Annotated in this window: 18 protein-coding genes, 1 tRNA gene and 1 pseudogene; 14 read left to right on the forward strand and 6 right to left on the reverse strand. The window is 66.3% G+C overall.

The genetic code is table 11. The annotated features are described in order from the left end of the window. The 5 genes from ACQKDV_RS10130 to ACQKDV_RS10150 form a co-directional block, all read left to right on the forward strand. Positions 1–2,280 (forward strand): TIM-barrel domain-containing protein (locus ACQKDV_RS10130; protein ID WP_427783627.1); only part of this gene is annotated, 2,280 nt, incomplete at its 5' end. A 131-nt stretch (positions 2,281–2,411) separates the two neighbouring features. Beyond that, a complete protein-coding gene (locus ACQKDV_RS10135) occupies positions 2,412–5,387 on the forward strand; it encodes a TonB-dependent receptor (RefSeq protein WP_427783628.1) in 2,976 nt (991 codons plus the stop codon). A 64-nt stretch (positions 5,388–5,451) separates the two neighbouring features. Then, positions 5,452–6,807, forward strand: coding sequence for a Gfo/Idh/MocA family protein (locus ACQKDV_RS10140; protein WP_427783629.1), 1,356 nt, complete (start codon positions 5,452–5,454; stop codon positions 6,805–6,807). 162 nt (positions 6,808–6,969) lie between these two features. After that, the gene (locus ACQKDV_RS10145; protein ID WP_427783630.1) at positions 6,970–7,674 is read left to right on the forward strand and encodes a DKNYY domain-containing protein; all 705 of its coding nucleotides are present in this window, start codon (positions 6,970–6,972) and stop codon (positions 7,672–7,674) included. A 36-nt stretch (positions 7,675–7,710) separates the two neighbouring features. Next, complete coding sequence (locus tag ACQKDV_RS10150; RefSeq protein ID WP_427783631.1) at positions 7,711–8,010, forward strand: hypothetical protein; 300 nt, start codon at positions 7,711–7,713, stop codon at positions 8,008–8,010. Positions 8,011–8,091: 81 nt separating this feature from the next. On the opposite strand, the gene ACQKDV_RS10155 is transcribed toward ACQKDV_RS10150, so the two are convergent. Together ACQKDV_RS10155 and ACQKDV_RS10160 are read right to left on the reverse strand one after the other, a co-directional pair. Continuing rightward, positions 8,092–8,168, reverse strand: a tRNA-Arg gene (locus ACQKDV_RS10155). A 130-nt stretch (positions 8,169–8,298) separates the two neighbouring features. Further along, positions 8,299–9,465 (reverse strand): nucleotide sugar dehydrogenase, encoded by a 1,167-nt coding sequence (locus ACQKDV_RS10160; RefSeq protein ID WP_427783632.1) that lies wholly within the window; start codon positions 9,463–9,465, stop codon positions 8,299–8,301. Positions 9,466–9,609: 144 nt separating this feature from the next. On the opposite strand from ACQKDV_RS10160, the gene ubiA reads away from it, so the two are divergent. Next, positions 9,610–10,503, forward strand: a complete 894-nt coding sequence (gene ubiA / locus ACQKDV_RS10165) for a 4-hydroxybenzoate octaprenyltransferase (protein WP_427783633.1) — start codon at positions 9,610–9,612, stop codon at positions 10,501–10,503. 227 nt (positions 10,504–10,730) lie between these two features. Further along, positions 10,731–12,122 (forward strand): short-chain fatty acid transporter, encoded by a 1,392-nt coding sequence (locus ACQKDV_RS10170; protein ID WP_427783634.1) that lies wholly within the window; start codon positions 10,731–10,733, stop codon positions 12,120–12,122. A gap of 75 nt (positions 12,123–12,197) precedes the next feature. Here ACQKDV_RS10170 and ACQKDV_RS10175 read toward each other — a convergent pair whose 3' ends face one another. Next, positions 12,198–13,859: an AMP-binding protein gene (locus ACQKDV_RS10175; RefSeq protein WP_427783635.1), complete on the reverse strand. Its 1,662-nt coding sequence runs from the start codon at positions 13,857–13,859 to the stop codon at positions 12,198–12,200. Between the two features lie 306 nt (positions 13,860–14,165). Between ACQKDV_RS10175 and ACQKDV_RS10180 the strand changes: the two genes are divergently transcribed. Next, the gene (locus tag ACQKDV_RS10180; protein WP_427783636.1) at positions 14,166–14,321 is read left to right on the forward strand and encodes a hypothetical protein; all 156 of its coding nucleotides are present in this window, start codon (positions 14,166–14,168) and stop codon (positions 14,319–14,321) included. A 56-nt stretch (positions 14,322–14,377) separates the two neighbouring features. Here the strand turns inward: ACQKDV_RS10180 and ACQKDV_RS10185 are convergent, their stop codons facing one another. The 3 genes from ACQKDV_RS10185 to ACQKDV_RS10195 all read right to left on the reverse strand — a co-directional run bounded on the left by ACQKDV_RS10185 (position 14,378) and on the right by ACQKDV_RS10195 (position 17,207). Beyond that, entirely contained in the window at positions 14,378–15,001 is a 624-nt protein-coding gene (locus tag ACQKDV_RS10185; protein ID WP_427783637.1) for a YiiX/YebB-like N1pC/P60 family cysteine hydrolase, read from the reverse strand. A 288-nt stretch (positions 15,002–15,289) separates the two neighbouring features. After that, entirely contained in the window at positions 15,290–16,366 is a 1,077-nt protein-coding gene (locus ACQKDV_RS10190) for an alpha/beta hydrolase family protein (RefSeq protein WP_427783638.1), read from the reverse strand. 13 nt (positions 16,367–16,379) lie between these two features. After that, a complete protein-coding gene (locus ACQKDV_RS10195; protein ID WP_427783639.1) occupies positions 16,380–17,207 on the reverse strand; it encodes an AraC family transcriptional regulator in 828 nt (275 codons plus the stop codon). A 224-nt stretch (positions 17,208–17,431) separates the two neighbouring features. Here ACQKDV_RS10195 and ACQKDV_RS10200 point away from each other — a divergent pair, with 224 nt between their 5' ends. The 6 genes and pseudogenes from ACQKDV_RS10200 to ACQKDV_RS10225 all read left to right on the forward strand — a co-directional run. After that, on the forward strand, positions 17,432–19,837 hold the full coding sequence (locus ACQKDV_RS10200; protein WP_427783640.1) for a TonB-dependent receptor plug domain-containing protein: 2,406 nt from the start codon (positions 17,432–17,434) through the stop codon (positions 19,835–19,837). Beyond that, complete coding sequence (locus ACQKDV_RS10205; protein ID WP_427783641.1) at positions 19,837–21,138, forward strand: aminotransferase class V-fold PLP-dependent enzyme; 1,302 nt, start codon at positions 19,837–19,839, stop codon at positions 21,136–21,138. The genes ACQKDV_RS10200 and ACQKDV_RS10205 overlap by 1 nt, the downstream gene beginning before the upstream one ends. 81 nt (positions 21,139–21,219) lie before the next feature. Continuing rightward, positions 21,220–21,546, forward strand: a complete 327-nt coding sequence (locus ACQKDV_RS10210; RefSeq protein WP_427783642.1) for a DUF2185 domain-containing protein — start codon at positions 21,220–21,222, stop codon at positions 21,544–21,546. Between the two features lie 141 nt (positions 21,547–21,687). Next, the gene (locus tag ACQKDV_RS10215) at positions 21,688–22,092 is read left to right on the forward strand and encodes a hypothetical protein (RefSeq protein ID WP_427783643.1); all 405 of its coding nucleotides are present in this window, start codon (positions 21,688–21,690) and stop codon (positions 22,090–22,092) included. Positions 22,093–22,264: 172 nt separating this feature from the next. Further along, positions 22,265–22,705, forward strand: coding sequence for a DUF2231 domain-containing protein (locus tag ACQKDV_RS10220; protein ID WP_427783644.1), 441 nt, complete (start codon positions 22,265–22,267; stop codon positions 22,703–22,705). Further along, positions 22,698–23,183: pseudogene (locus ACQKDV_RS10225) on the forward strand (PQQ-dependent sugar dehydrogenase); the annotation flags it as partial. The gene ACQKDV_RS10220 and the pseudogene ACQKDV_RS10225, both read left to right, overlap by 8 nt.

Raw genomic sequence — 23,183 nt, forward strand, 5'->3', positions numbered from 1 at the left:
TCCATTGCTCATGGCAAGCGGCCAGTCGGGGAGAGGGAACCGCCTCCTGGATACGCCGGCAAGGGCTACCAGTTCGCGATGGACGCCAACCGCCAGGCGTTCAACGGCATCCTCGACAATTCCGATTCGCGCCCGTTCCTGTGGACGGTGATGGGCTGGGCCGGCATCCAGCGCTACGCCGTGGCCTGGACCGGCGACCAGAGCAGCAGTTGGGACTACATTCGCTGGCACGTGCCGACCTTGGTCGGTTCGGGCCTGTCTGGCATGGCCTACGCCAGCGGCGACGTCGACGCGATCTTCGGTGGCAGCGCCGAGACTTTCACCCGCGACCTGCAGTGGAAGGCGTTCACCCCGGTGCTGATGGGCATGAGCGGCTGGTCGTCGAACGCGCGCAAGCATCCGTGGTGGTATGACGAGCCCTATCGCAGCATCAACCGCGATTACCTGAAGTTGAAGATGCGCCTGACCCCGTACATGTACGGGCTGGTGCACGAGGCTGCACAGACCGGCGCGCCGCCGGTGCGTGGCCTGATGTGGGACAACCCGCGCGATCCGCACGCACAGGATGAAACCTACAAGTACCAGTTCCTGCTTGGCCGCGACCTGCTGGTAGCGCCGGTATACCGCAGCCAGGCCGCCAGCCGTGGCTGGCGCCGCGGCATCCACCTGCCGGCCGGCGGCTGGATCGATTACTGGGACGGCCGCCGCGTGCAGGCCGGTGCCGACGGCCGCCAGCTCGACCGCCAGGTGAACCTGGCCACGCTGCCGGTGTTCGTGCGTGCCGGTGCCATCCTGCCGATGTACCCGTCCATGCTGTTCGACGGCGAAAAGCCGCTCGATGAAGTGACCTTCGACCTGTACCCGCAGGGTGAATCGCAGTACACGCTGTACGAAGACGACGGCACCACGCGCCGCTACCAGCAGGGCGAGTCGAGCACGCAGCAGGTACGCGTGCAGGCCCCGGCGCAGGGCAGTGGCCCGGTGCAGGTGCAGATCGACGCGGTGCAGGGCAGCTACAACGGCCAGCTGGCGCAGCGCCGCTACGGCCTGCGCGTGCTCAGCCGGCAGGCGCCGCGTGCGGTGCAGGCCGCTGGCCGCGCGCTGCCGGCGCTGGCCGATGCCGCTGCGTTCAACGCTGCGGCTGAAGGCTGGTACTTCGATGCCGCCGAACGCCGAGGCACCCTGCATGTGCGTACCGCCAGCCAGGACATCCGCCAGCCGCTGCAGCTGCAGCTGGACTTCGCGGTTGCCGCCGCCGCTGCCGACGATGCCTATCCGGCGGCACCTGTACTCGGCCGCGAACTGCCGGCCGACAGCCTGCTGGTGGTCAACCGCCCGGCCGAAGAACCCGGCCATGCACTGGAAAATGCCTTCGATGATGACCCGGGTACCTGGTTCCGCAGCGTGCGCAACCAGGCCGTGCGCACTGGTGCGCATGAGTGGGTGATCGGGTTCGGTGAGCGGAAGATGATCGATGGCATCGACATCGCACCGCGCAATGACAAGAACTGGAAGCACGGCCAGGTACGCGATTACGAGGTCTACCTGGGCGACAGCAATGGCGAGTGGGGTGAGCCGATTGCCCGTGGCCGGCTGCAGCTGAAGGAGGGCGTGCAGCGCATCGACTTCCCCGCCCACGCCGGCCGCCTGCTGCGCTTCCGCGTGCTGAGCGTGCAGAACCCGGAAGGCGACGGCGCCAGCAGCACCGATCCGATGGTCACCGCTGCACAGGGCAGCGCCCGCGCCTTCGATGCCCTGCAGCCGCGTGATGTGGGCCCGATCGCCCTGTCCACGTTCCACATTCTTGAACACCCGACACCAGAACGGCCGGCCCAGCAGCGCTTTCTCTCGGAACTGCCGGTGCCGGCCGCGCTGGCCCAGCAGGTGCGCGCCGACCACGCCTTCCGTGGCGACGCCGGCATGCGCATGAACGGCCTGCAGTTCCGCCGTGGCCTGGGCGTGGGTGCCAACAGCCGCATTGACCTGCGCCTGCAGGGGGGCTGGCACCTGCTGCGTGCCGACCTGGGCATCGACGACGCCTGCCGCAATGCCGGTGGCCTGCAGTTCCAGGTCTGGGGTGACAACCACCTGCTGTATGACAGCGGCCTGGTGAAGGCGCCCGGCGTGGTCAAGCCGGAACTGGATATCCGTGGTCTTTCCACCCTGAGCCTGCGCACGCTGGGTGCGCAGGGCAGCCAACCCACCCAGGTCTGTGCGAACTGGGCCAACGCCGTGCTGATCGGCCAGGAGGGCGACTCGGCCAGCATCGTCGCCCCATGACCCCCACGTAACACCGCTCCTCCCCCGCCCATTCCGACTACGGCTTCCGAGCCGTGGCCCGGGAGCGTTTTGCCCGCCAATCGCTTTCGCGCCGCCCACCCGCCGCGCACCGCTGCCAGGAGAGAACCCCGATGTTGCCCGCCCGCCATGCTCGTCCGCCCTGTCGTTCGCTCGCCCCGTTGTCGCTGGCCATTGCCGGCGTGCTGCTGTCCATCGCCCTGCCTGCTGCCGCCCAGGACAGCAAAGACGCCGCCACGGACCTGGCCCGCATCGAAGTCACCGGCTCCAACATCCGCCGCACCGACGTAGAGACCGCCTCGCCGGTGCAGGTGATCAGCAAGCAGGACATCCAGAACATGGGGGCGCGCACGCTGCTTCAGGTGCTCGACAACCTGCCCGCCGCACGCCCGGCGCAGCAGGATTCGCGTTCGCTGTTCACCGGTTCCGATGGTGCTTCGCAGGCCAATCTGCGCGGCCTGGGCGCGCAGGGCACGCTGGTGCTGCTGAACGGCCGTCGCCTGTCCTACTACGGCGCACCGGCCGGTTTCCAGACCCAGTTCGTCAACATCGATGCGATCCCGGCCGCGGCCATCGAGCGCATGGAAGTGCTGACCGATGGCGCGTCGGCGGTGTACGGCACCGACGCGGTGGCCGGCGTCATCAACGTGATCACCAAGCGCAACTTCCAGGGCGCGGAGATCAACTTCACCAACGACACCTCCTCGCGCATCGATTCCTACGGCGAGCGCCAGGCCAGCATTACCGCTGGTTTCGGTGACCTGACCGAAAACCGCTTCAACATCTACGGCGCGGTGAACATGTACCGCCGCGATGCGATTCCGCTGAGCGATTTCTACGACAAGCGCCCGGACCAGTACTACGTCAACAACCCGAATTATCTCAACAACCTGCGCCTGGGCGTGGGCAGCAAGCCGGGCGAGTTCAACCCGGGCAGCTACTTCGCCTTCGATCCGGTGACCGGCCGCCGTGTGCAGGAAGCTGCACCGGGCTGCAGGAACGTGCTGACCAGTGAAGCGGCCGGTCCGCGTTGCGTCTGGGAAACCTGGATGAACAACGAAATCGATGCCGGCGCCAAGTCCGAGCGCAATACCGCCTACCTCAACGGCACCTTCCTGGTGGGCGACAGCACCGAGATCTTCGCCGAGGCGACCTACACCGACATCGACCTGCGTGCCAACGGCGGCACGCCGCGCACCTACGGCACCACCACCGGCAACCCGACCAGCTGGTTCTCGCGCAACACCGGCAACACCGTCAACCAGTTCCTGTACCCGTTCCTGGGCCCGAACAACGAGTACAACCACGCCAGCCCCGAACTGAAGGCGATGATGGGCGGGGTGGTCGGCCTGCAGTACCTGCTGCAGGATGCCGGCGCCAACTACTTCGGCCAGCGCAACACCGACAAGAGCTACCGGGTGCTGGCCGGTGCGCGTGGCAATGTCGGTGACTGGAACTGGGAAACCGCGTTCGCCAGCGCTGGTACGCACTCCACCACCTACCAGACCATCAACGTCAACCTGAAGGGCTTCGAGAAGGCCTTCGGTCCGTACTCGGTGGACCCGGGCACCGGCCGGGTCATCATTTCCGACCACCCGGCGTATAAGTTCGGCGAGATCAGCGAGGCCAACGCCGCGCTGATCCGCGAGGCCTTCCCCACCTTCGACATCCAGTCCTGGACCCGCCTGCACACCCTGGACGGCAAGATCGAAGGCCCGCTGTTCCAGCTGCCCGCCGGCGAGATGCGCGCGGCCTTCGGCTTCAACGCCAGCCGCGAAACCTTCTATACCCCCGGCAACGCCGATGCAGCCGCCGGCCTGATCACCCAGCAGGGTGGTTCGTGGTTCGACGGTGCCCGCAACACCTATGCGCTGTTTGCAGAGACGGTGGCGCCGATCACCGACAAGCTGGAACTGGATGCGGCGCTGCGCGTGGACAAGTACCCGAACTTCAGCGCCAACGTCGCGCCGAAGATCGGCTTCAAGTACCAGGCCTTCGACCAGCTGATGCTGCGCGGTACCTACTCCACCGGCTTCCGCGCGCCCAGCCTGGCCGAGTCGGGCAGCGGCGGTGTGTTCGCCCAGCTGGGTGGTTACCGCGATGAAGTGCGCTGCGCCGAGACCAACGCCATCGCCAACCTGCTGCTGAAATCGCAGCGTGCCGGTGACGTGGATCTGGGCAAGGGCCTGCTCAATGCCGACTGCAGCCGTACCGTGGCCCGCATGACCCAGCCCAACCAGGACCTGAAGCCGGAAAAGGCGAAGATCGCCACGCTGGGCTTCGTCTACGAGCCGGCCAGCTGGTTGTCGGTGTCGGCGGATTACTGGTTCATCTACCGCAACAACGAAATCGTGGCCCCGGATTTCAGCCGCGAGACCGACATCATCTCGTCCTCGCGCTCGCCGATCACCGACGCTGACCGTGCCAACCTGGCCCAGCTGGCGGCGATGTGTGCCGACCCGGCCAGCGGCGTGGCCTGCCCGGGCGTGCTGCCCAGCTACAGCGTCGGCAACGTGGCCAGCGTGGTGGGCCAGTACAAGAACCGCGGCAAGACCCTCATCGACGGCTTCGACGTGGATGCCCGCAGCCGGTTCTCGCTGGGCGAGTGGGGTGGGCTGAACATCGGCCTGGCCGCCACCATCGCCAACCGCAACCGCTACTACCTGGATGATGAGAGCGGCTGGTACTACGGCGACGTGGTGGGTTACTACAACAACCCGCGCCTGCGTGCCACGCTGAATGCTGACTGGACCTACAAGCAGGTGACCACCAGCATGTTCGTCAACTACGTGGGCGGCACCAGGTGGGCCTACGACCGCGTGGACGAAGTGGACAACAACAAGGAGACCTGCACCGCCGGCTTCCTGGCCCTGGAGGCCAGCAAGTGCGATGGCGCACCGTCGTGGTGGACGGCCAACCTGAGTGTCACCTGGCGCCCGGATGATGCCTGGAACCTCAGCTTCACGGTCAAGAACCTGTTTGATCGCCTGCCGTTCTACGATCCCAACAGCTTCCTGGGCGATTCCAGTGATTACGCCACCATCTTCGGCCGCGGCTACAGTGTGACCGTCGGCTACCGGTTCAAGTAATTCCGTTTGCGTGACCCGCGGGCCGGCTGCGGCCGGCTCGCTGCCAAGAGGAGAGATGTTTGCCATGAAGCGTAGGGAATTCATCGCGGCCAGTGCCGCTGTCGCCGCCAGCAGCCTGCTGCCGCAGACCCCGGCATGGGCACGTGGACGGAAGGTGCGCCTGGCCCTGATTGGTACCGGCATGCGCGGCCTGGTGCTGCTGAAGGAGCTGGTGCGCCGCGACGATGTGGAGGTGGCCGCCCTGTGCGACATCGAACCGATCATGCTCGGCCGTGCCATGGACATGGTGGCCAAGGCCGGCAAGCCCGCACCGAACACCTACGGCCAGGACCGTGACAGCAACACCTGGAAGCGCCTGCTGGAACAGAAGGGCATCGATGGCGTGATCATCGCTACCCCGTGGGAGTACCACGCGCCGATGGCGATTGCCGCCATGCAGGCCGGCGTGGCCGTGGGCTGCGAAGTGGTGGCGGGCATCACTTTGCAGGACCACTGGGACGTGCTGAAGACCCAGCTGAGCACCGGCACGCCGTACATGCTGCTGGAGAATGTCTGTTACCGCCGCGACGTGATGGCTGCGCTGCAGATGGTGCGCCAGGGCCTGTTCGGCGAGCTGGTACACCTGCAGGCTGGTTACCAGCACGACCTGCGTGGGGTGAAGTTCAATTCCGGTGACCCCAACCAGCCCTACGACAGCGGCGTGGAATTCGGTCCCAAGGGCTGGAGCGAAGCGCGCTGGCGCACCGAGCACTCGGTGCAGCGCAACGGCGAGCTGTACCCCAGCCACGGCATCGGCCCGTGCGCGATGTACACCGGCATCAACCGTGGCAACCGCTTCACCCACATCAACGCCTTCGCGACCAAGGCACGCGGCCTGCACGACTACACCGTGGCCAAGAGTGGCGGCACCACCCACCCCAGCACCAAGGTGAAGTTCAAGCTGGGCGACATCGTCACCACTACCCTGGCCTGCGAGAACGGCGAGACCATCCTGCTGCAGCACGACACCTCGCTGCCGCGGCCGTACTCGATGGGCTTCCGCGTGCAGGGCACCAAGGGCCTGTGGATGGACGTGAACCAGTCGATCCACATCGAAGGCCGCAGCCCACCGCACCAGTGGGAAGCGTTCAAGACCTACCAGGACCAGTACGAACACCCGCTGTGGAAGCAGAACGCCGACACCGCCGCCAGCGCCGGCCATGGCGGCATGGACTGGTTCGTCATCCATGCCTTCGTTGAGGCGCTGAAGGCCAAGGCACCGATGCCGATCGACATCTACGACGCGGTGACCTGGAGCGCGATCACGCCGTTGAGCGAGCAGTCGATTGCCAACGGCTTCCAGACGCTGGAATTCCCGGATTTCACCGCGGGCGCGTGGAAGCAGCGCAAGCCGATCTTCGCCTTCGACGGCAAGTACTGACCGGCTTTTGTAGAGTCGAGCCATGCTCGACTGCTTTCAACGCAACGCCGGGCCATGCCCGGCGTTGCTGGCGGATCCCCTGTAGAGCCGAGCCCACGCTCGGCTGCTGTCCTTGTCGCCTCCATTACACTACGGCCCACCCCACCGGCGGAGCCCCAACCCATGCCATGGCAGAAGATCATTGACCTGCCGGATCAGCGTTTCATCGGTCCGTATGGCATCGAGTACTGGCGCATCCACGAAGGTCAGGTCTTCCACCAGGGGCGGTTGCTGCGCAAGGCCGACGCGGCCAGTTTCGAGTTCATGCCGGCGCACCACTTCATCGGCCGCGATGCACACGCGGTCTACCACGCGTGGACGCGGCTGCCTGCCATTGATCGCGACAGCTTCCGCCAGTGCGGCGCGTACTGGCTGGATGACCACGCCGTCTACTTCGAGTACGAGACTTCGCTGAAGGCGCTGCCCGGGTCGGATTGCACGACGTTCCGTGATCTCGGCGGCGGCTATGGTGCAGATGACGAGGGGGGCTGGTACTGCGGCCGGCGGATGAAGCACTGCCTGCGTGGTGACCTGCTGCAGGGCGTGCCGCAGGAGCCGCTGTACGCCTTCGATGACAGCAACGTCTACTGCGATGGCAAGCCGTTGCCCGGCGTGGATCGCGCGCGCTGGCGGCTGCTGGGCGGGTACTTTTCGGGCGATGGCAGCCGGATCTACTACCTGGAGCGGAAGCTGCCGAGGGTGGATGCGGGGTCGTGGCGGAGGCTGGAGGGGAGCTGGTCGCGGGATGCGACGCAGCTGTTCCACATGCATCTGGTGGAGAAGGATGCTGGGGTGCGGGCATTGTATGGGGTTGCTGCAGCACCCTGAAATACAGGAAACAGAGGGCCGACGGAAGAAGAGAACATGGTGGAACTCCACGCCGACAGCGTGGTGTTCCACTCAAGACAGGATGAGGCGAGCTTCTTCGCGTGGCTGCAGCAGCTGCCCTGCGTGGTGGATGTGGCAGGGAAGGGGCGGATCATCCACATCCAGGTGGCGCGCCACCGTGTTGATGAGGAAGCGCTGAGGGAGCTGCTGGCGTTGTTCCACCGCTATGGGGTGGACATGCGGCAACTGCGGGTATTTGACGAGCGGCGCTTTGCCGACTGGTTCAGTGGACGGCAGGCGTGGTGGCATGCAGCGGTGTTCGGGCGCCCCGGATGAACGGGCGCGGTTGAATGAGACGGGAAGGGGGGGCTGACAGCTACTGCTCAACCGCGCTGTAAGGCGGTGACAGGGGGAAGATGGCGCGCCCGGAGGGATTCGAACCCCCGACCAATGGCTTCGGAAGCCACTACTCTATCCGGCTGAGCTACGGGCGCGTTGTTCTGCCACAACCGGATTGCCCGGTGGTGGCAGGGGATTCTAACGGACTCCGCGGCAAAAATCTGCCCTGTCAGGCGGATCAATGGCCTGCCGGGGCGGGGCGCTTCACTGTCCAATGCCCCGAAGTCAGTCGTTTCCGAACAGATCCCGGGTATAGACCTTCGCGGACACGTCGGAAATTTCCGGTGACAGGCGATTGGCCAGGATCACGTCACACTCGGCCTTGAAGCGCTCCAGATCATTGATGACCCGCGAGTTGTAGAAGTGTGGTTCCTGCAGCACGGGCTCGTGGACGACGACCTCGATGCCCTTGGCCTTGATGCGCTTCATCACACCCTGGATCGCAGATGCCCGGAAGTTGTCCGAGCCGGATTTCATCACCAGGCGATAGATGCCAACTACCTTGGGCGAGCGCCGGATCACTTCATCGGCAATGAAATCCTTGCGGGTGCGGTTGGCTTCCACGATGGCGTGGATCAGGTTCTGCGGCACATTGCTGTAGTTGGCCAGCAACTGCTTCGTATCCTTTGGCAGGCAGTAGCCGCCATAGCCGAACGAAGGGTTGTTGTAATGGCTGCCGATGCGCGGATCCAGGCTCACGCCATCGATGATCTGGCGCGTGTCCAGTCCGTGCGACGCAGCGTACGTGTCCAGCTCGTTGAAATAGGCGACGCGCATGGCGAGGTAGGTGTTGGCGAAGAGCTTGATCGCCTCGGCCTCGGTGGAATCGGTAAACAGCGTGGGCACGTCCTGTCTCACCGCACCTTCCTGCAGCAGGTCGGCAAATGCTTTCGCACGCTCCGAGCGTTCACCCACGATGATGCGGCTGGGGTGCAGGTTGTCGTACAGCGCTTTGCCTTCGCGCAGGAACTCCGGGGAAAAAATGATGTTGTTGGTGCCGAAGCGCTTGCGAAGCTCGTCCGTGCAGCCTACCGGGATGGTGGACTTGATGATCATCACGGCGTCGGGGTTGATTGCCACGACAGTGCGGACAACGGACTCCACCGACCCGGTATTGAAATAGTTGGTCTGCGGATCGTAGTCCGTGGGCGTGGCGATGATCACGAATGCGGCGCCAGCGTAGGCGTCCTTGGGATCAAGCGTCGCCCGCAGATTCAGAGTCCGCTGCGCCAGATACTCCTCAATCTCGCGATCCTCGATCGGCGCTTTGCGGGAGTTGATGAGTTGGACGCGGTCTGCGTCGATGTCGAGCGCGACCACCTCATGGTTCTGCGCAAACAGAACGGCATTGGAGAGGCCGACATAGCCGGTGCCGACGACGGCGATCTTCATCTGAATTCCTTTTGCAGCCAGCGAAGCCTTTGGGGGAGACCGACCCGGCCGGATGGGCCCAGGCAAGGGTCGCAATATTACTACACGCACCTGAACTGCCCGGACTGCACTGCTCTCCCTCCAGCGCAGGAGTATCCTATCGCCATGGCTGACACCCCTCTTTCCGCGCCGCATCCGGCGCCGACGCCGCGCTGGCGTCTCTACTGGACCCTGATGCGTGCTGATCGCCCGATCGGCACGCTGCTGCTGCTGTGGCCCACCTGGTGGGCGCTGTGGCTCGCTGCCGGCGGCCTGCCGCCACTGTGGACCCTGTTCGTGTTCACCGCGGGCGTCTGGTTGACCCGCTCGGCAGGCTGCGTCATCAACGATTACGCCGACCGCTGGCTGGACCCGCACGTGGAGCGCACCAAGGCGCGCCCGCTGGCCACCGGCGCGATCAGCGGCCGCGCGGCGCTGGCGCTGTTCGCGGTGCTGATGCTGGTGGCGTTCGGCCTGGTGCTGACCCTGAACTGGCTGACCATCGGCCTGAGCTTCATCGGCGTGTTTCTGGCGGCCAGCTATCCCTACCTGAAGCGCTACACCCACCTGCCGCAGGTCTACCTGGGCCTGTCCTTCGGCTGGGGCATCCCGATGGCTTTTGCCGCCGTGCAGGGCGAGGTGCCCATGCTGGGCTGGCTGCTGTACGCGGGCAACATCCTGTGGTCCACCGCCTATGACACCTGGTACGCCATGGTCGACCGCGAGGACGACCTGAAGATGGGCTCGCACTCCACGGCCATACTGTTCGGTGAGCTGGACCTGGTCATCCAGGGTGTGCTGTATGCGCTGTTCCTGGCCACGATGGCCCTGGTGGGCGTGCGCGGCGGGCTGGGCGGGTATTACCTGGCCGGCGTGGCAGTTGCTGCAGTGCTGGTGGTGTACGAATTCTGGATCTGCCGCAACCGCGAGCGCGGCCCGTGCTTCAAGGCCTTCCTGCACAACAACTGGGTGGGTGCGGCGCTGTTTGCCGGCATCGCGGTGGATCTGGCGCTGCGCTGAGAATCGCAGCCGAGCGTGGGCTCGGCTCTACAGGGGCCAACCCCGGAACCGGATATCCGTAGCGCCCGAGCCCATGCTCGGGCGGCGGCGCATGGCGCCGGACTTCCAGCCCCCCTACGACCAATAGGTGGCTGACAGCCCGCACCCCACCGCCCAGAATCGGTCCATCGAACCTGGGAGGGTAGGCGATGGCCTCGTCAGCAACGGCAGCAGTACAGGACGGCTGGATGGCGCGCGCAGCGCTGCGCTCGGCCGCCTGGGCGGAAAAGTGGTTCCCCGATGCGTACGTGTTCGCGGTGCTGGGCGTGATCATCGTCGCGCTGGCGGCGATGGGCTTCGGCTCGACCCCGCAGGCCACGGCCAGTGCGTTCGGCGACGGCTTCTGGAGCCTGATCCCCTTCACCATGCAGATGGCCTTCGTGGTCATCGGTGGCTATGCGCTGGCTACCGCGCCGGTGGTGGCGCGTTTCATCGATTTCCTCGCGCGGGTGCCGCGCACCGGTCGCGGCGCCGTGGTCTACGTCGGCCTCGTCAGCATGCTGGCTTCGCTGCTCAGCTGGGGCTTCTCGCTGGTTTTCGGTGGCCTGCTGGTACGCGCGCTCGCCCGCCGCGCCGAACTGCGCATGGATTACCGCGCTGCCGGTGCGTCTGCTTACCTGGGCCTGGGGGCAGTCTGGGCGATGGGCCTGAGCTCGTCGGCCGCACAGCTGCAGGCCAACCCGGCCAGCATGCCGCCCGGCCTGGTGGAAATCACCGGCGTGCTGCCGTTCACCGAAACCATCTTCCTGTGGCAGTCGATCGCGCTGACCGCCGTGCTGATCCTGGTCTCGCTGCTGATTGCGTGGCTGACCGCACCGGCCGCAGTCAGTGCGCGCACCGCCGAGGATTTCCCCGGTGCCGCACAGGCCGAGCCCGAGCCGCTGCAGCAGCGCACGCGCCCGGGTGAATGGCTGGAATACAGCCCGCTGCTGACCGTGCTGCTCTCGCTCCTGGCCTTCGGCTGGCTGTTCAACGAGTTCGCCAACAAGCCCATAGTTACCGCCATTGCCAACCTCAACACTTACAACTTCCTGTTCATTTCGCTGGGCCTGCTACTGCACTGGCGCCCGCGCAGCTTCCTCAACGCGGTGGCCAAGGCGGTGCCCAGCACCACGGGCGTGCTGATCCAGTTCCCGCTGTACGGCGGCATCGCGATGATCCTCACCCACGCGGCCGGTGGTGATGGGCAGACCCTGGCGCACCGCCTGTCCAGCCTGTTCGTGCACGTGGCCAGCACCGATACCTTCGCCCTGGTGATGGGCATCTACTCGGCGGTGCTGGGCTTCTTCGTGCCGTCCGGTGGCGGCAAGTGGATCATCGAAGCGCCGTACGTCATGCAGGCGGCCAACGAACTGAAGGCGCACCTGGGCTGGGCAGTGCAGGTCTACAACGCCGCTGAAGCGCTGCCGAACCTGATCAACCCGTTCTGGATGCTGCCGCTGCTGGGCGTACTCGGCCTGAAGGCCCGGGACATCGTCGGCTTCACCTTCATCCAGCTGCTGGTGCATATCCCGCTGGTGCTGGGCCTGCTGTGGCTGCTGGGCATGACCCTGACCTACGTGCCGCCGGTGATGCCGTAGCGCCTGTGGGGTTGCAGAGCCGAGCCCACGCTCGGCTGCCTGCAACGGCCAGCCGAGCATAGGCTCGGCTCTACATCAGCCCGTAGCCTGCTTCTCGATCTCTGCCTTGCGCAGAAGGAATCGTTGCACCTTGCCACTGGGCGTCTTCGGCACCTGTGCCACGAATTCCACCTGGCGCGGGTACGCATGTGCGGACAGGCGATGGCGCACGTGCTGCTGCAGTTCGTGCGCCAGCGCGTCGCTGCCTTCGAACCCATCGCGCAGGATCACGAACGCTTTGACGATCTCCGTCCGGTCCGGATCCGGCACGCCGATCACCGCCACCTCGGCCACGGACGGATGCTCCATCAGTGCGCTCTCCACATCAAACGGGCCGATGCGATAGCCGGAGGAGGTAATCAGGTCGTCAGAGCGGCCGATGAAACTGATCGAGCCGTCGTCCTCGCACTCCACCGAATCACCGGTGCGGTAATAGCCATCGGCGATGGCCGGCGTGGACGCCTGGTAGTAACCGCTGAACCACATGATCGGGGACTGCTTCAGGTCCACTGCGAGGATACCGGGCGTGCGCGGTGGCAGCTCGCGGCCCTGTTCGTCCAGCACTGCGACGCGGTAGCCCGGCATCGCGAAGCCTGATGACCCCGGCCGCACGCTGTGGGCGAGGGCGTGGTGGTTGTTCACCACCATGCCGGTTTCGGTCTGCCCGTAGTGGTCCAGCACAAGGGTCTGCAGATGTTCGGCAAACCAACGGGCGATCTCCGGGTTCAAGGGCTCACCGGCGCTGCTGACCACGCGCAGCTGGCCCTTGATGCCGGCGCTGGCCGCTGGCCCGGCGGCGATGATCTGCCGGTAGGCGGTGGGCGAGCCGGCCAGGTTGGTGACGCCGAGCTGGGCGATGATGGCGTTCAGGCCCTGCACGCTGAAACCGGCTTCGCTGAAGGTGGTGGTGTGCCCGAGCAGCAGTGGGCCGATCACCGCGTAGTACAGGCCATAGGCCCAGCCGGGGTCGGCGATGTTCCAGAACACATCGTCGGCGCGCAGGTCCACGGCCAGTTCCATGTAACTGGCAAAGGCCATCATCGCGCGCAGCGGCACGGGCACGCCCTTGGGGCTGCCGGTGGTGCCGGAGGTCGACAGCAGGGCCATCAGCGCATCGCCCGGCAGCAGCACCGGCTCCAGCGTCGGTGCGGCCGCAGCAGTGGCTGCGCGCCAGTCGATGTCACCGTCGCGCAGTACGTGGCCTGGCGCCAGCACGGTGGCCACCGGCGGGCAGGCATCGAGTTCGTCCAGTTTGCTGCGGTGGACGCTGTCGGTCACCACCAGCCGGGTGTGGCCGGTCTTCAGGCGGCTTTCGATGGCCTTCGGGCCGAACGCGGTGAACAGCGGCTGGTAGACCGCGCCCAGGCGCCAGGTACCGAGGATGGTGGCCAGCAGATCCGGGGTGCGCGGCAGCAGGCCCGCCACCACATCGCCCGGGCCGACGCCGGCCGCACGCAGCACCTGCGCGACGCGCGCGGCGGCATCGCGCAGGTCATCGAAGCTGTACAGATGGAGCCCGCCCTGCGCGTCGATCCAGCGCAGGGCCAGTCGGTCGTTGCCGCAATAGCGGTCGCAACATTCCACACAGGCGTTGATGCCCTTGTCCAGACGGCCCTGGAAGCGGCTCTGCCAGTGCGCGATATCGAAGCGGTCGCGGGCTTCATCGTAAAGCGGGCGTTCTGCGTTCTGCGGGGCCATGTGCGTCTCCGGCGGGTGTCCGCCTGACCATAACGGTGCGGCGCGCGGCGGCAAATGGGACCTTGGGTGTAGGCCGTCATGCGCGCGTGACGGCAACGGGAGCTGCTGAATACGGACACTGCGGTGCCGGCATGAGCATATGCAGATATCGCATGAATCCTTCAGGGGCTTGTGCCGCAAGGGGATGAGGGCCGGTTTCGCCACCCGTGCACGCCAGCCTAGCTGCGTTGCAACGCGTGGTTAACCTTCGGCTGCAGAGGATGGCCCCGTCCACCGCATTCCGCGCGTGGCTTCGGAGATACGGACATGGCACAGCAGAACCAGCAGAACCAGAAGGGTCAGCAGAACCAGCAGGATCAGCAGCAGGGTCGTGACCAGCAGCAGCAACAGCAGCAGGATCAGCAGAAGCAGGACCAGCAGAAGCGCAACCAGCAGCAGGGCAGCCAAGACGAAGAAGAATGACCCCGGCTCCCGCCAGGTCTGAACATTGAAGCCCCGCCGCGCGCGGGGCTTCGCTGTTACAGCGTACCGACGCGTTCGAGCACCGCGCTGGCGGCCATGTCATTGGGATTGGTGCCAGGCAGGCCCTGTGGCACGTCCATGCCCATGCCCCGGTACAGATCCACCCAGTGCTGGGCGATCTCCCCCGTCTGCGGGTTGCGGAAATTCATCGGCTGCAGCGCGAACACGCGGTGCGCGCGGAAGGCACGCTCGATGAAATCCGAACAGTAGTAGCTGTCCTCGCTCAGCACGTAGGACGTGTTGTACGGCTTGCCCAGCATCGTGCGTGCTTTGGCGACCGCATCGGTGATGGCACCGGCCGGCGCCGCACGCAGCCGGTAAACGACGATCTGCCGCTGCTTGGCACGCGCGTCGCGCTGGAAGTCGAGCAGGGTCTGCTGCCGTGAGCCCTTCTCATCGGCATGCAGCACCTGCCAGCCGTGCGTACCGGCAGCCACCAGGGCCACGTGGTCGAAGCTGGTCGCGCCCTGCGTGGCGGTGGCATCGTCGATGGCCGCACTGAGTCCGCTGTGCCCGGCGGTGACGAACAACAGGTCGCCTTCGCGGACCTGCACGCTGGCGGCCAGCGCAGTGGAGAACGGAGCGAGCAGCAGGCCGACGACCAGCAGGAAAGTGCGCATGTGAAGGTGGGGCCAGGCGGGAAGCGGGCTAGTCTAGCCTGAAGGCGGACGGGTCTGATCCTGCACCCGGTGGGCTCATGGCGTAGAGTCGCGCTTGCTCGACTCGTGGAACCAGGCAGCGACGGTACCTACATCGGACACCGGCAGGATGAGATGCAGCAGGCGCATGATGCGGTCTCCTTGCGTGCGCGATGCCCGGATTCTACTGCACAGCACTGCTCCCCTTCGGTAGGTGTCAAACCTGGGTTGGCGCGCGTTTCCGCACGCCGCTCAGTCGAGCAAGCTCGATTACTGCAATGCTCGGGCGAAGAATGTGATGGCACCGTCCCGCACTTCGCGGTGGGTGCGCGCGCGCGATACCGGGCTGCTGCACAATGCCCCCATCCGCTGCTCGCCCAATGGCGTGCAGCGGGCCAGGAAATCATAGTGACCCACACCCGCCAGGCGCTGCAGCGTCGCGCCGTGGACCTGTGCCGCAACCACCTCGCCGTTCGTTGCCGCCGGGGCCACCACATCGTCATTGCCGAGCACGACGGCGACGGGTATCTGCAGCGCCTGCAGCTGTGCAGGCGCGAAAGCCTGCACAATGGCCGGCGCCAGCAGATAGACGGCGCGAATTCCATGGATCGCGCGCGACTGATCAGCTGCCGTCGTGTACGGCTGCAGCTGCGGGGATGCTGCCGCTTGCAGCCGCGCCTGCAGCGTATGCGTCGTGGCTTCCTGCTGCGGTCGGCACACGCCGTCGTCGGGATGGCCTGTGCAGAAATCCAGCAGGCGCTGCAGTTCGGGGCGGGCACCGGCGGCAAGCAGGGCGGTGTACCCCCCGGCCGAGAAGCCGACCACGCCCAGACGCTGCGCGTCCACATGCTGGCCCAGGCGAGGATCCGCCTGCACTGCCGCCAACGCAGCCTGCAGATCGTCAGCGCGCAACCAGGTCAGCAGGCTGCCGGCCAGCGTCAACTCGTCGACACCGTTGTTGCCGGGGTGGTCCACCGCAATCACCAGATAGCCTGCGCGTGCCAGTGCCGTGCCCAGCCATCCCATCATCCGCGCGCTGCCGCCGTTGCCATGCGACAGCAGCAGCGTAGGCAGCCGATCACCCGCGATGGGCGCGCCGATGGCCGATCTGCCCACGTCAAACAACGGGGCATCCGGCGCGCCAATGGTCAGCGGTGTCTCGTTGCTGGATGCAGGTGCCGGGTACCACACCGTGAAGCGCAGCGTATCGCGCTGCTGCGCATCACGCACCCCTGCACTGGGCAGCGCGGTCGTACCGTGCTGTTCACCCGCCTTCCATTCCTGCGCCAGCGCGGCCGGCGAGAACACGCTGCACAACAGCGCCAACAGCATTCCCTTCATCTGCATTGCCAGTGTCCTTTCAGTGGGATCGTTCGGTGACCGGCAGCCAGATCTCCATGCCGCCATGGCCGCTGTGCTCATCGAAGCGCGCGTCGTAGCGCTCCAGTTCGGGGCCGTTGGCCAGATCCAGCCCGACCGAGGGCAGATAGGTGTCCAGCAGCCAGAACCACGTAGAGCGGATGGCTGAGATGTGCCCGCCGTGCCACGCCACCAGGTACTGCTGCGCCGGCACCCTCATGCGCTGCCAGCCCGCGGGTACGGACGGCAGCGTGCTGGCCGGAAGCGCGGCCACGTAGTCGAAGCCGCCGTCATCATCGTGGTTGCAGCACACGCCGAAACTGACCGGTACCGGCGATCGCCACGCGCGGTTCAGTTGCGCCCACTGGCTGGGGATGGCCCCGCTGCCCTCGCGCCCATGGCGTTGGCCGATGCCTGCCAGATCCAGCGCAGGCGCGTCCAGCAGGCGTGGTGCTTCGGTGCAGGGTGAGGGCGCATCGTCCAGCCGCAGGGCGCGTACCAGTGGCAGGCCTTCTATGCCGTTGTCGCGCACCCGCTCGGGGGTCTGCCCGAACTGCTCGCAGAACGCGCGGGTGAATGCCGCATGGGTCGAATAGCCGGCTTCCAAGGCGACCGGCAGGATGTCCGTCGCACCGGCGACCAGTTGCCGGGCCGCGGCGGTCAGGCGCCGCCCGCGCAGGTAGCGTACGACCGAGGTGCCGGTGCGTGCCTGGAAAAGGCGAGACAGATGGAACGGCGAAACGCCGGCAGCCGCTGCGATATCGGCCAACGCCAGCGGCAGCGCGGCGTGCGTCTCGATGTACCACAGTGCCTGGCTTGCCGCGCTCATTACGCCCCCCGGTTGCATGCCTGGGAGCGTAGCGGATCACTGCGGGCAGCGTTTAGCAGTTCTTGCGGCATACGCGATTTCCGGGCGTCACCGGGCAGGTTGGGTCGCGAAAACTGTCGTCTTCACGTCATGCCCGCTTCACACATCGCGCCGAGACTGCGCGACTTGTCCAGGCCGCCTGTACAGGCGCGCCTGACCCTGTCGTGCAGTCCCGGAGTACCGTCGTGCAGAGCTCGTTGTTGTCGCGTTCCATCCTCCTCGCCCTTTCCATGGTCAGCGCAGGAGGCGCGATCGCAGCAGATGCCAGTACGGCAGACACCCCTGATGGCGGCACCCATGCCGCGCCGACCCAGCTGGACGCCATGCTGGTCACCGGCACCCGCGCCTCCAACCGCACCCAGTTCGAAACGCTGGCGCCGGTGGATGTGTTCACCAAGGAAGACATCAAATCCGTCGATTCCACCGACCTGAAGGACGTGCTGGCGCAGCTGGTGCCGTCGTTCGTGGTGCAGCGCCTGCCGATGGCCGATGGCCAGGTGTTCGTACGTCCGGCCACCCTGCGTGGCCTGTCGCCGGACCAGACGCTGGTACTGGTCAATGGCCGCCGTTTCCACCGCAGCGCGCTGCTGGGCAACCGCGGCGCACAGGCCGCCGACCTCGCGCAGATTCCGACCAGTGCCATCAAGCGCATCGAAGTGCTGCGCGATGGTGCGTCGGCGCAGTACGGTTCGGACGCCATCGCCGGCGTCATCAACATCATTCTTGAAGACAGCCCCGGCACCGAAATCACCGCAGGCTACTCGCAGTACGCGCAGGGCGACGGTGCTTCGCGTGATTTCAGCGCCCGCACCGGCTGGGCGCTGGGCGACTACGGCAGCCTGGCGCTGTTCGCCGAATCGTCGAATTCCGATGCCACCTCGCGCACCCGCCAGCGTCCGGATGCCATCGCCTTCCAGGCCGCGCACCCGGATCTGGAGGTGCCCAACCCCGTGCAGCGCTGGGGCCAGCCGGAACTGGAAAGCCGCCGCGTGGGCTTCAACCTGAAGGCCAATGCCAGCGATACGCTGGAGGTCTATGCCTTCGGCCTGTACAGCCACAGCGATGGCGTCAGCGATTTCAACTGGCGCAACCCGGACACCACCACCGGCGCTTACCGCACCACCAGCATCTTCCCCGGCTGGGACCTGCGTTCGATCTATCCGGTGGGCTTCAGCCCGCAGTACGGCAACGTGCAGAACGACCTGCAGCTTGTAGGCGGCCTGCGCGGCGAGATTACTCCCAAGCTGCGCTGGGATGTCAGCGCGTCGTACGGCCGCAACGCCATCGATTACAGCCTGGACAACGCGATCAATGCCTCGCTGGGTCCGGACAGCCCGACCTCGTTCGACCTCGGCCGCCTGACCCAGACCGAGAAGAACGCCAACGTCGATTTCAACTACGAGTGGGACGTGGCCGCGCTGGCCAAGCCGGTCAACGTCGCCTTCGGTGCCGAGTTCCGCCAGGAAACCTATGAAGTGCGTGCCGGCGATCCGGCTTCGTATGCGGTTGGACCCGGCGCAGCGGCGGGCCTGGAAGCCAATGCCAACGGCGCACCGGGCTTCTCCGATACCCAGGCCGGTACGTGGGACCAGCGCAGCCACGCCGCCTATGTCGATATGGAAGTGCCGCTGGGCGAGCGCTGGAGCATCGGTGCTGCCGGCCGCTATGAAGACTTCTCCAGCTTCGGCAATACCGTCGACGGCAAGTTGTCGGCGCGCTTTGCGATCACCCCGGACGTGGCCCTGCGCGGTACGTTCTCCACCGGCTTCCGTGCGCCGACCCCGGCGCAGTTGAACACCACCAGCACCACTCAGGGCCTGGACACGCGCACTCTGCAGATCTTCACCAGCGGCCGCCTGTCGCCGAATGATCCGCTGGCGCAGCTGCTCGGCGCCAAACCGCTCACTCCGGAAGAATCGCGCACTGCCTCGCTGGGCCTGACCTGGCGCACCGACATGGGCCTGTCCGGTTCGGTGGATGTGTACCGCATCAAGCTCAGCGACCGCTTCAGCCAGTCGGCCAGCTTCGCCATTCCGGCCGGCACGCCCAATCCGCTGGGCTACACCTCGGTCAACTACTTCACCAACGATTTCGACACCACCACAAGCGGCGTCGACGTGGTCGGCAACTACCTGCGCGACCTCGGCACCGGCCGCATGACGCTGACCCTGGCCTACAACTTCAACCGCACCCGGGTGGACAACGGCAGCACCTCGGTGGCCACCAACGAGACCCAGCGCGTGCTGTTCGAAGACCGCCTGCCGGAGCACAAGGGCAGCTTCACCGGTACGTGGGATGTGGGGGCGTGGTCGCTGATGGCGCGCGTGCGCTACTACGGCGCGTGGACCGATTCGACCGGCAATGCGACCGGCGATATCTACCAGCGTTTCGGTGACATGACCTTCCTCGACCTTGCCGCCGGCTATCGCATCAACGAGCACCACAGCCTGCGCATGGGCGTGGACAACGTGTTCGACCGCTACCCAGACGAGGCGACCTTCCAGGCCAGCCGCGGCCTGATCTACTCGCGCAACGCACCCTACGACACCGACGGTGCCAACGTGTACGCGCAGTACCGGCTGACCTTCTGATGGACAGCCGCCGTCGTAACCTGCTGCGCGCCGGCACCCTGCTGCCGGCCGCCGCAGCGCTGTCTTCACTGCCTGCCATGGCCGCTGCACGCTACCCTGCGGCCATGGAGATTCCTGCAACGACCGCGGCGCCGGACGTGCTGGCCCGTGATGAAGGCTACTGGGCCGCCGTGGCCAGCCACTTCGACATCACCGATGAAGTGAACCACCTGGAAAACGGCTACTGGGGCGCGATGGGCCGCGAAACCCTGGCCAGCTACCAGCGGCACACCGCCGAGGTGAACCGTGGCAACGCCTGGTACGGGCGCCACACGTTCCCCACCGAGTACATGGCCGTGCACCGCCAGGTGGCCGACATGCTGGGCGTGGGCGCCGACGAGATCGCGCTGACCCGCGGTGCCACCGAGGCGATGCTGGCCCTGATCGGCGGCTACAACCGCCTCTCGCCGGGCGACCAGGTGCTGTACGCCGACGTGGACTACGACAGCATGATCGGCGCGATGCGCTGGCTGCAGCAGCGGCGCGGCGTGCAGGTGGAGCGCATCGCCCTGCCGGCGGTGCCCGACCGCGCGCAGATCCTGCAGGCCTACGATGCCGCCTTCGCGCGGCTGCCGAAGCTGAAGCTGGTGCTGCTGACCCAGGTCAGCCACCGCCACGGCCTGGTCCTGCCGGTGGCCGAGATTGCCGAACGTGCGCGTGCGCGCGGTATCGATGTGATCGTCGATGCCGCCCATGGCTTCGGCCAGATCGCCTTCGCGGTGCCGGACCTGAAGGCCGATTTCGTGGGCATCAACCTGCACAAGTGGATCGGCGCACCGGTAGGCGTGGGCGCGATGTACGTGCGCAAGGGCCGCGTAGCCGACCTCGACCCGTACATGGGCGAGACCGACGACGGGCGCCTGGGCAGCCGCGTGCATACCGGCACGGTCAATTTCGCCGCGTACCTGGCGTTGCCCGAAGCCATTGCCCTGCACCAGCGCATCGGCTCGGCCAACAAGCAGGCGCGCCTGCGCTACCTGCGCGAGCGCTGGACGGTGCCCGCGCGGCAGATGGCGCACCTGGAAGTGCTGTCCTCGCCGGACCCTGCATTGGCCAGCGCACTGGCCAGCTTCCGCCTGCGCGGACGCACCAGCGTGGCCGACAACATGGCGCTGCAGAAGCGGCTGCTGGATGATCACCGCGTGTTCACCACGTACCGCGATGGGCTGGAATCGGGCGCCTGCGTGCGGGTCACGCCCTCGGTGTTCACCCGACCGCAGCAGATGGACGCGCTGGTGGAAGCGCTGGCTGCGTTGGCCTGAGGCCGCTCTGGTGTGGTCGGCACATCCCTCCGGGCTCGGCATACCTCTCCCATGCCATCATGCGTCCACTGAGGAGGCACCATGAAGCCGAAACAATTCCGTCTCACCGCCGAGCAGATCAGCCCGTTGCTGGAGGGCTATGGCGCATGCATCGCCACCGATCGCATCACCGTTGATGGCCTGCCGGTGGGTTACTGCTATCGCGAGGAGCCCGACCACGACGTGGACAGTGGCTGGCGCTTTCTTGCCGGCGACGAGACCGAGGATTACCTGGACGAACCGGGAAACTCTGGGGTGTACAACGTGAACACCATCGCCAACTACGATCGTGCCGTCCTGACAGTGGTGGACGCGCCGACGGGGACCGTCTTCGAACGCAGTGAAGACGACAGGCTGCTGCCGGTCTGATCGGTGATGCCACGATTGGCTGGCGCCGCCCATCCACGCATGGCGTGGATCTACTGAGGGCCGCCGGTCGCGGTCATCCAGGTGGGTGCCGACCGATGGTCGGCACATGCGAGCAGCCCCCCATGCCTCGGAGGAAGTCGGATGAAACGTCTCAACGCCCGCGCCCGTGCCGATCAGGCCTCGCTCACCGTGGACACCATCCGCAAGGTGGTGCTGTCGATGTACCACCGTCGCCATGACTACTGGACCGACGCGGACATCGCCGAGCTGCCGCCAGTGCTCGCCGCCTTCAACATCGCCACCGTGAAGCAGCTGCGTCTGCTGATGAAGCGGCACCGCCGCGCGCTGCTGCAGGAGGAGAAGGCCAGGATGCCGCGTGCGCAGACGCTGGGCCTGATGGCCGAGTGGAACCCGAGAGGGATCGACGTGCACGCCAATACCTGCTTCTTCGCTATCGGTGGCCTGGTCCGCGTCAGCATGGAACATGAGTTTGGGTTCGAGACCATGCTGCCCTTCCATGAGATACGCGAAGACGAGGCCGAGTAGGGGGAGGGCGGGTATCCCCCATCCACGCATGGCGTGGATCTACGGTAGGAGCCGACCGCTGGTCGGCACATCTGTCCAAGCCTGCCGCAGCCGCCACCGCCCATCATCGCGTCGTCTCCCGGCCGGGTGTGTTACTACGGCGGTGTACCCCCATCTCCTGCGGAGCACGACCATGGTCAACCCCGTCGCCCAGGCCCATCGCGGCCCGGGTACCACGCTTTTCAGCCTGCTCAATCCGATACCGTTCGGCTTCTTTGTCGGCGCCCTCATCTTCGACATCCTCTACCTCAACACCGCCGAGGTGATGTGGGGCAAGTCCGCAGCGTGGCTCATCACCTTCGGCCTGCTCATTGCCATCATTCCGCGGGTAATCAATCTGTTCGCGGTGTGGCGCCGCAATGGCACGGCCACCGGCGTGGACCGCGTGGATTTCCTGCTGAACCTGGTCGCCATCGTGCTGGCCATCTGGAACGCCTTCGTGCACAGCCGCGACGCTTATGCGGTGGCCGTGCCGGGCACCATTCTTTCCGCGCTGACCGTGGGCCTGATCGCCATCGGTTTCATCCTGTTGTCGCTGCAGCTGCCGGTGCTGCACGGAGGTCGTCATGGCTGATCGCATCCTGCCCACGCTGGGCGTGCTCTCGCTGGCGGTGATGCTGGCCGCCTGCGCCGGCAAGGCCGAATACCATCCGGCCGACCAGTCCGGTGCGCAGCCGCCGCTGCCCAAGCCGGCCAACTTCCTCATGCCGCCCATGCAGGTGCCCAAGGGTGTGGGCTGGGCCGAAGGCCAGTCGCCCACCGTGGCCGAAGGCCTGAAGATCGAGCGCATCGCCGCCAACCTGCAGCACCCGCGCCGCCTGCTCACTCTGCCCAACGGCGACGTGCTGGTGGTGGAAGGCAACGGCCCCGGTGAAGAACCGGTCACCACGCCCAAGCAGTGGATTGCCGGCAAAGTGAAGGCGCGCTCGGGCAAGGCCGGCAAGGGCGGCAACCGGGTCACCCTGCTGCGCCGCACGCCGGGTACCGATGCGTGGACCCAGCACGTCTACATCGAAGGGCTGCATTCGCCGTTCGGCATCCAGCTCATCGGT

It is taken from the genome of Stenotrophomonas sp. NPDC077659, assembly GCF_050268705.1.
GTDB lineage: Bacteria > Pseudomonadota > Gammaproteobacteria > Xanthomonadales > Xanthomonadaceae > Stenotrophomonas.

Coding starts and splice junctions, on each gene's coding strand:
- ACQKDV_RS10205 (WP_427783641.1), top strand. CDS start 19,837: ATGGACAGCCGCCGTCGTAACCTGCTGCGCGCCGGCACCCTGCTGCCG.
- ACQKDV_RS10135 (WP_427783628.1), top strand. CDS start 2,412: ATGTTGCCCGCCCGCCATGCTCGTCCGCCCTGTCGTTCGCTCGCCCCG.
- ACQKDV_RS10190 (WP_427783638.1), bottom strand. CDS start 16,366: ATGCAGATGAAGGGAATGCTGTTGGCGCTGTTGTGCAGCGTGTTCTCG.
- ACQKDV_RS10175 (WP_427783635.1), bottom strand. CDS start 13,859: ATGGCCCCGCAGAACGCAGAACGCCCGCTTTACGATGAAGCCCGCGAC.
- ACQKDV_RS10185 (WP_427783637.1), bottom strand. CDS start 15,001: ATGCGCACTTTCCTGCTGGTCGTCGGCCTGCTGCTCGCTCCGTTCTCC.
- ACQKDV_RS10170 (WP_427783634.1), top strand. CDS start 10,731: ATGGCGCGCGCAGCGCTGCGCTCGGCCGCCTGGGCGGAAAAGTGGTTC.
- ubiA (WP_427783633.1), top strand. CDS start 9,610: ATGGCTGACACCCCTCTTTCCGCGCCGCATCCGGCGCCGACGCCGCGC.
- ACQKDV_RS10215 (WP_427783643.1), top strand. CDS start 21,688: ATGAAACGTCTCAACGCCCGCGCCCGTGCCGATCAGGCCTCGCTCACC.
- ACQKDV_RS10210 (WP_427783642.1), top strand. CDS start 21,220: ATGAAGCCGAAACAATTCCGTCTCACCGCCGAGCAGATCAGCCCGTTG.
- ACQKDV_RS10220 (WP_427783644.1), top strand. CDS start 22,265: ATGGTCAACCCCGTCGCCCAGGCCCATCGCGGCCCGGGTACCACGCTT.
- ACQKDV_RS10145 (WP_427783630.1), top strand. CDS start 6,970: ATGCCATGGCAGAAGATCATTGACCTGCCGGATCAGCGTTTCATCGGT.
- ACQKDV_RS10160 (WP_427783632.1), bottom strand. CDS start 9,465: ATGAAGATCGCCGTCGTCGGCACCGGCTATGTCGGCCTCTCCAATGCC.
- ACQKDV_RS10140 (WP_427783629.1), top strand. CDS start 5,452: ATGAAGCGTAGGGAATTCATCGCGGCCAGTGCCGCTGTCGCCGCCAGC.
- ACQKDV_RS10150 (WP_427783631.1), top strand. CDS start 7,711: ATGGTGGAACTCCACGCCGACAGCGTGGTGTTCCACTCAAGACAGGAT.
- ACQKDV_RS10195 (WP_427783639.1), bottom strand. CDS start 17,207: ATGAGCGCGGCAAGCCAGGCACTGTGGTACATCGAGACGCACGCCGCG.
- ACQKDV_RS10180 (WP_427783636.1), top strand. CDS start 14,166: ATGGCACAGCAGAACCAGCAGAACCAGAAGGGTCAGCAGAACCAGCAG.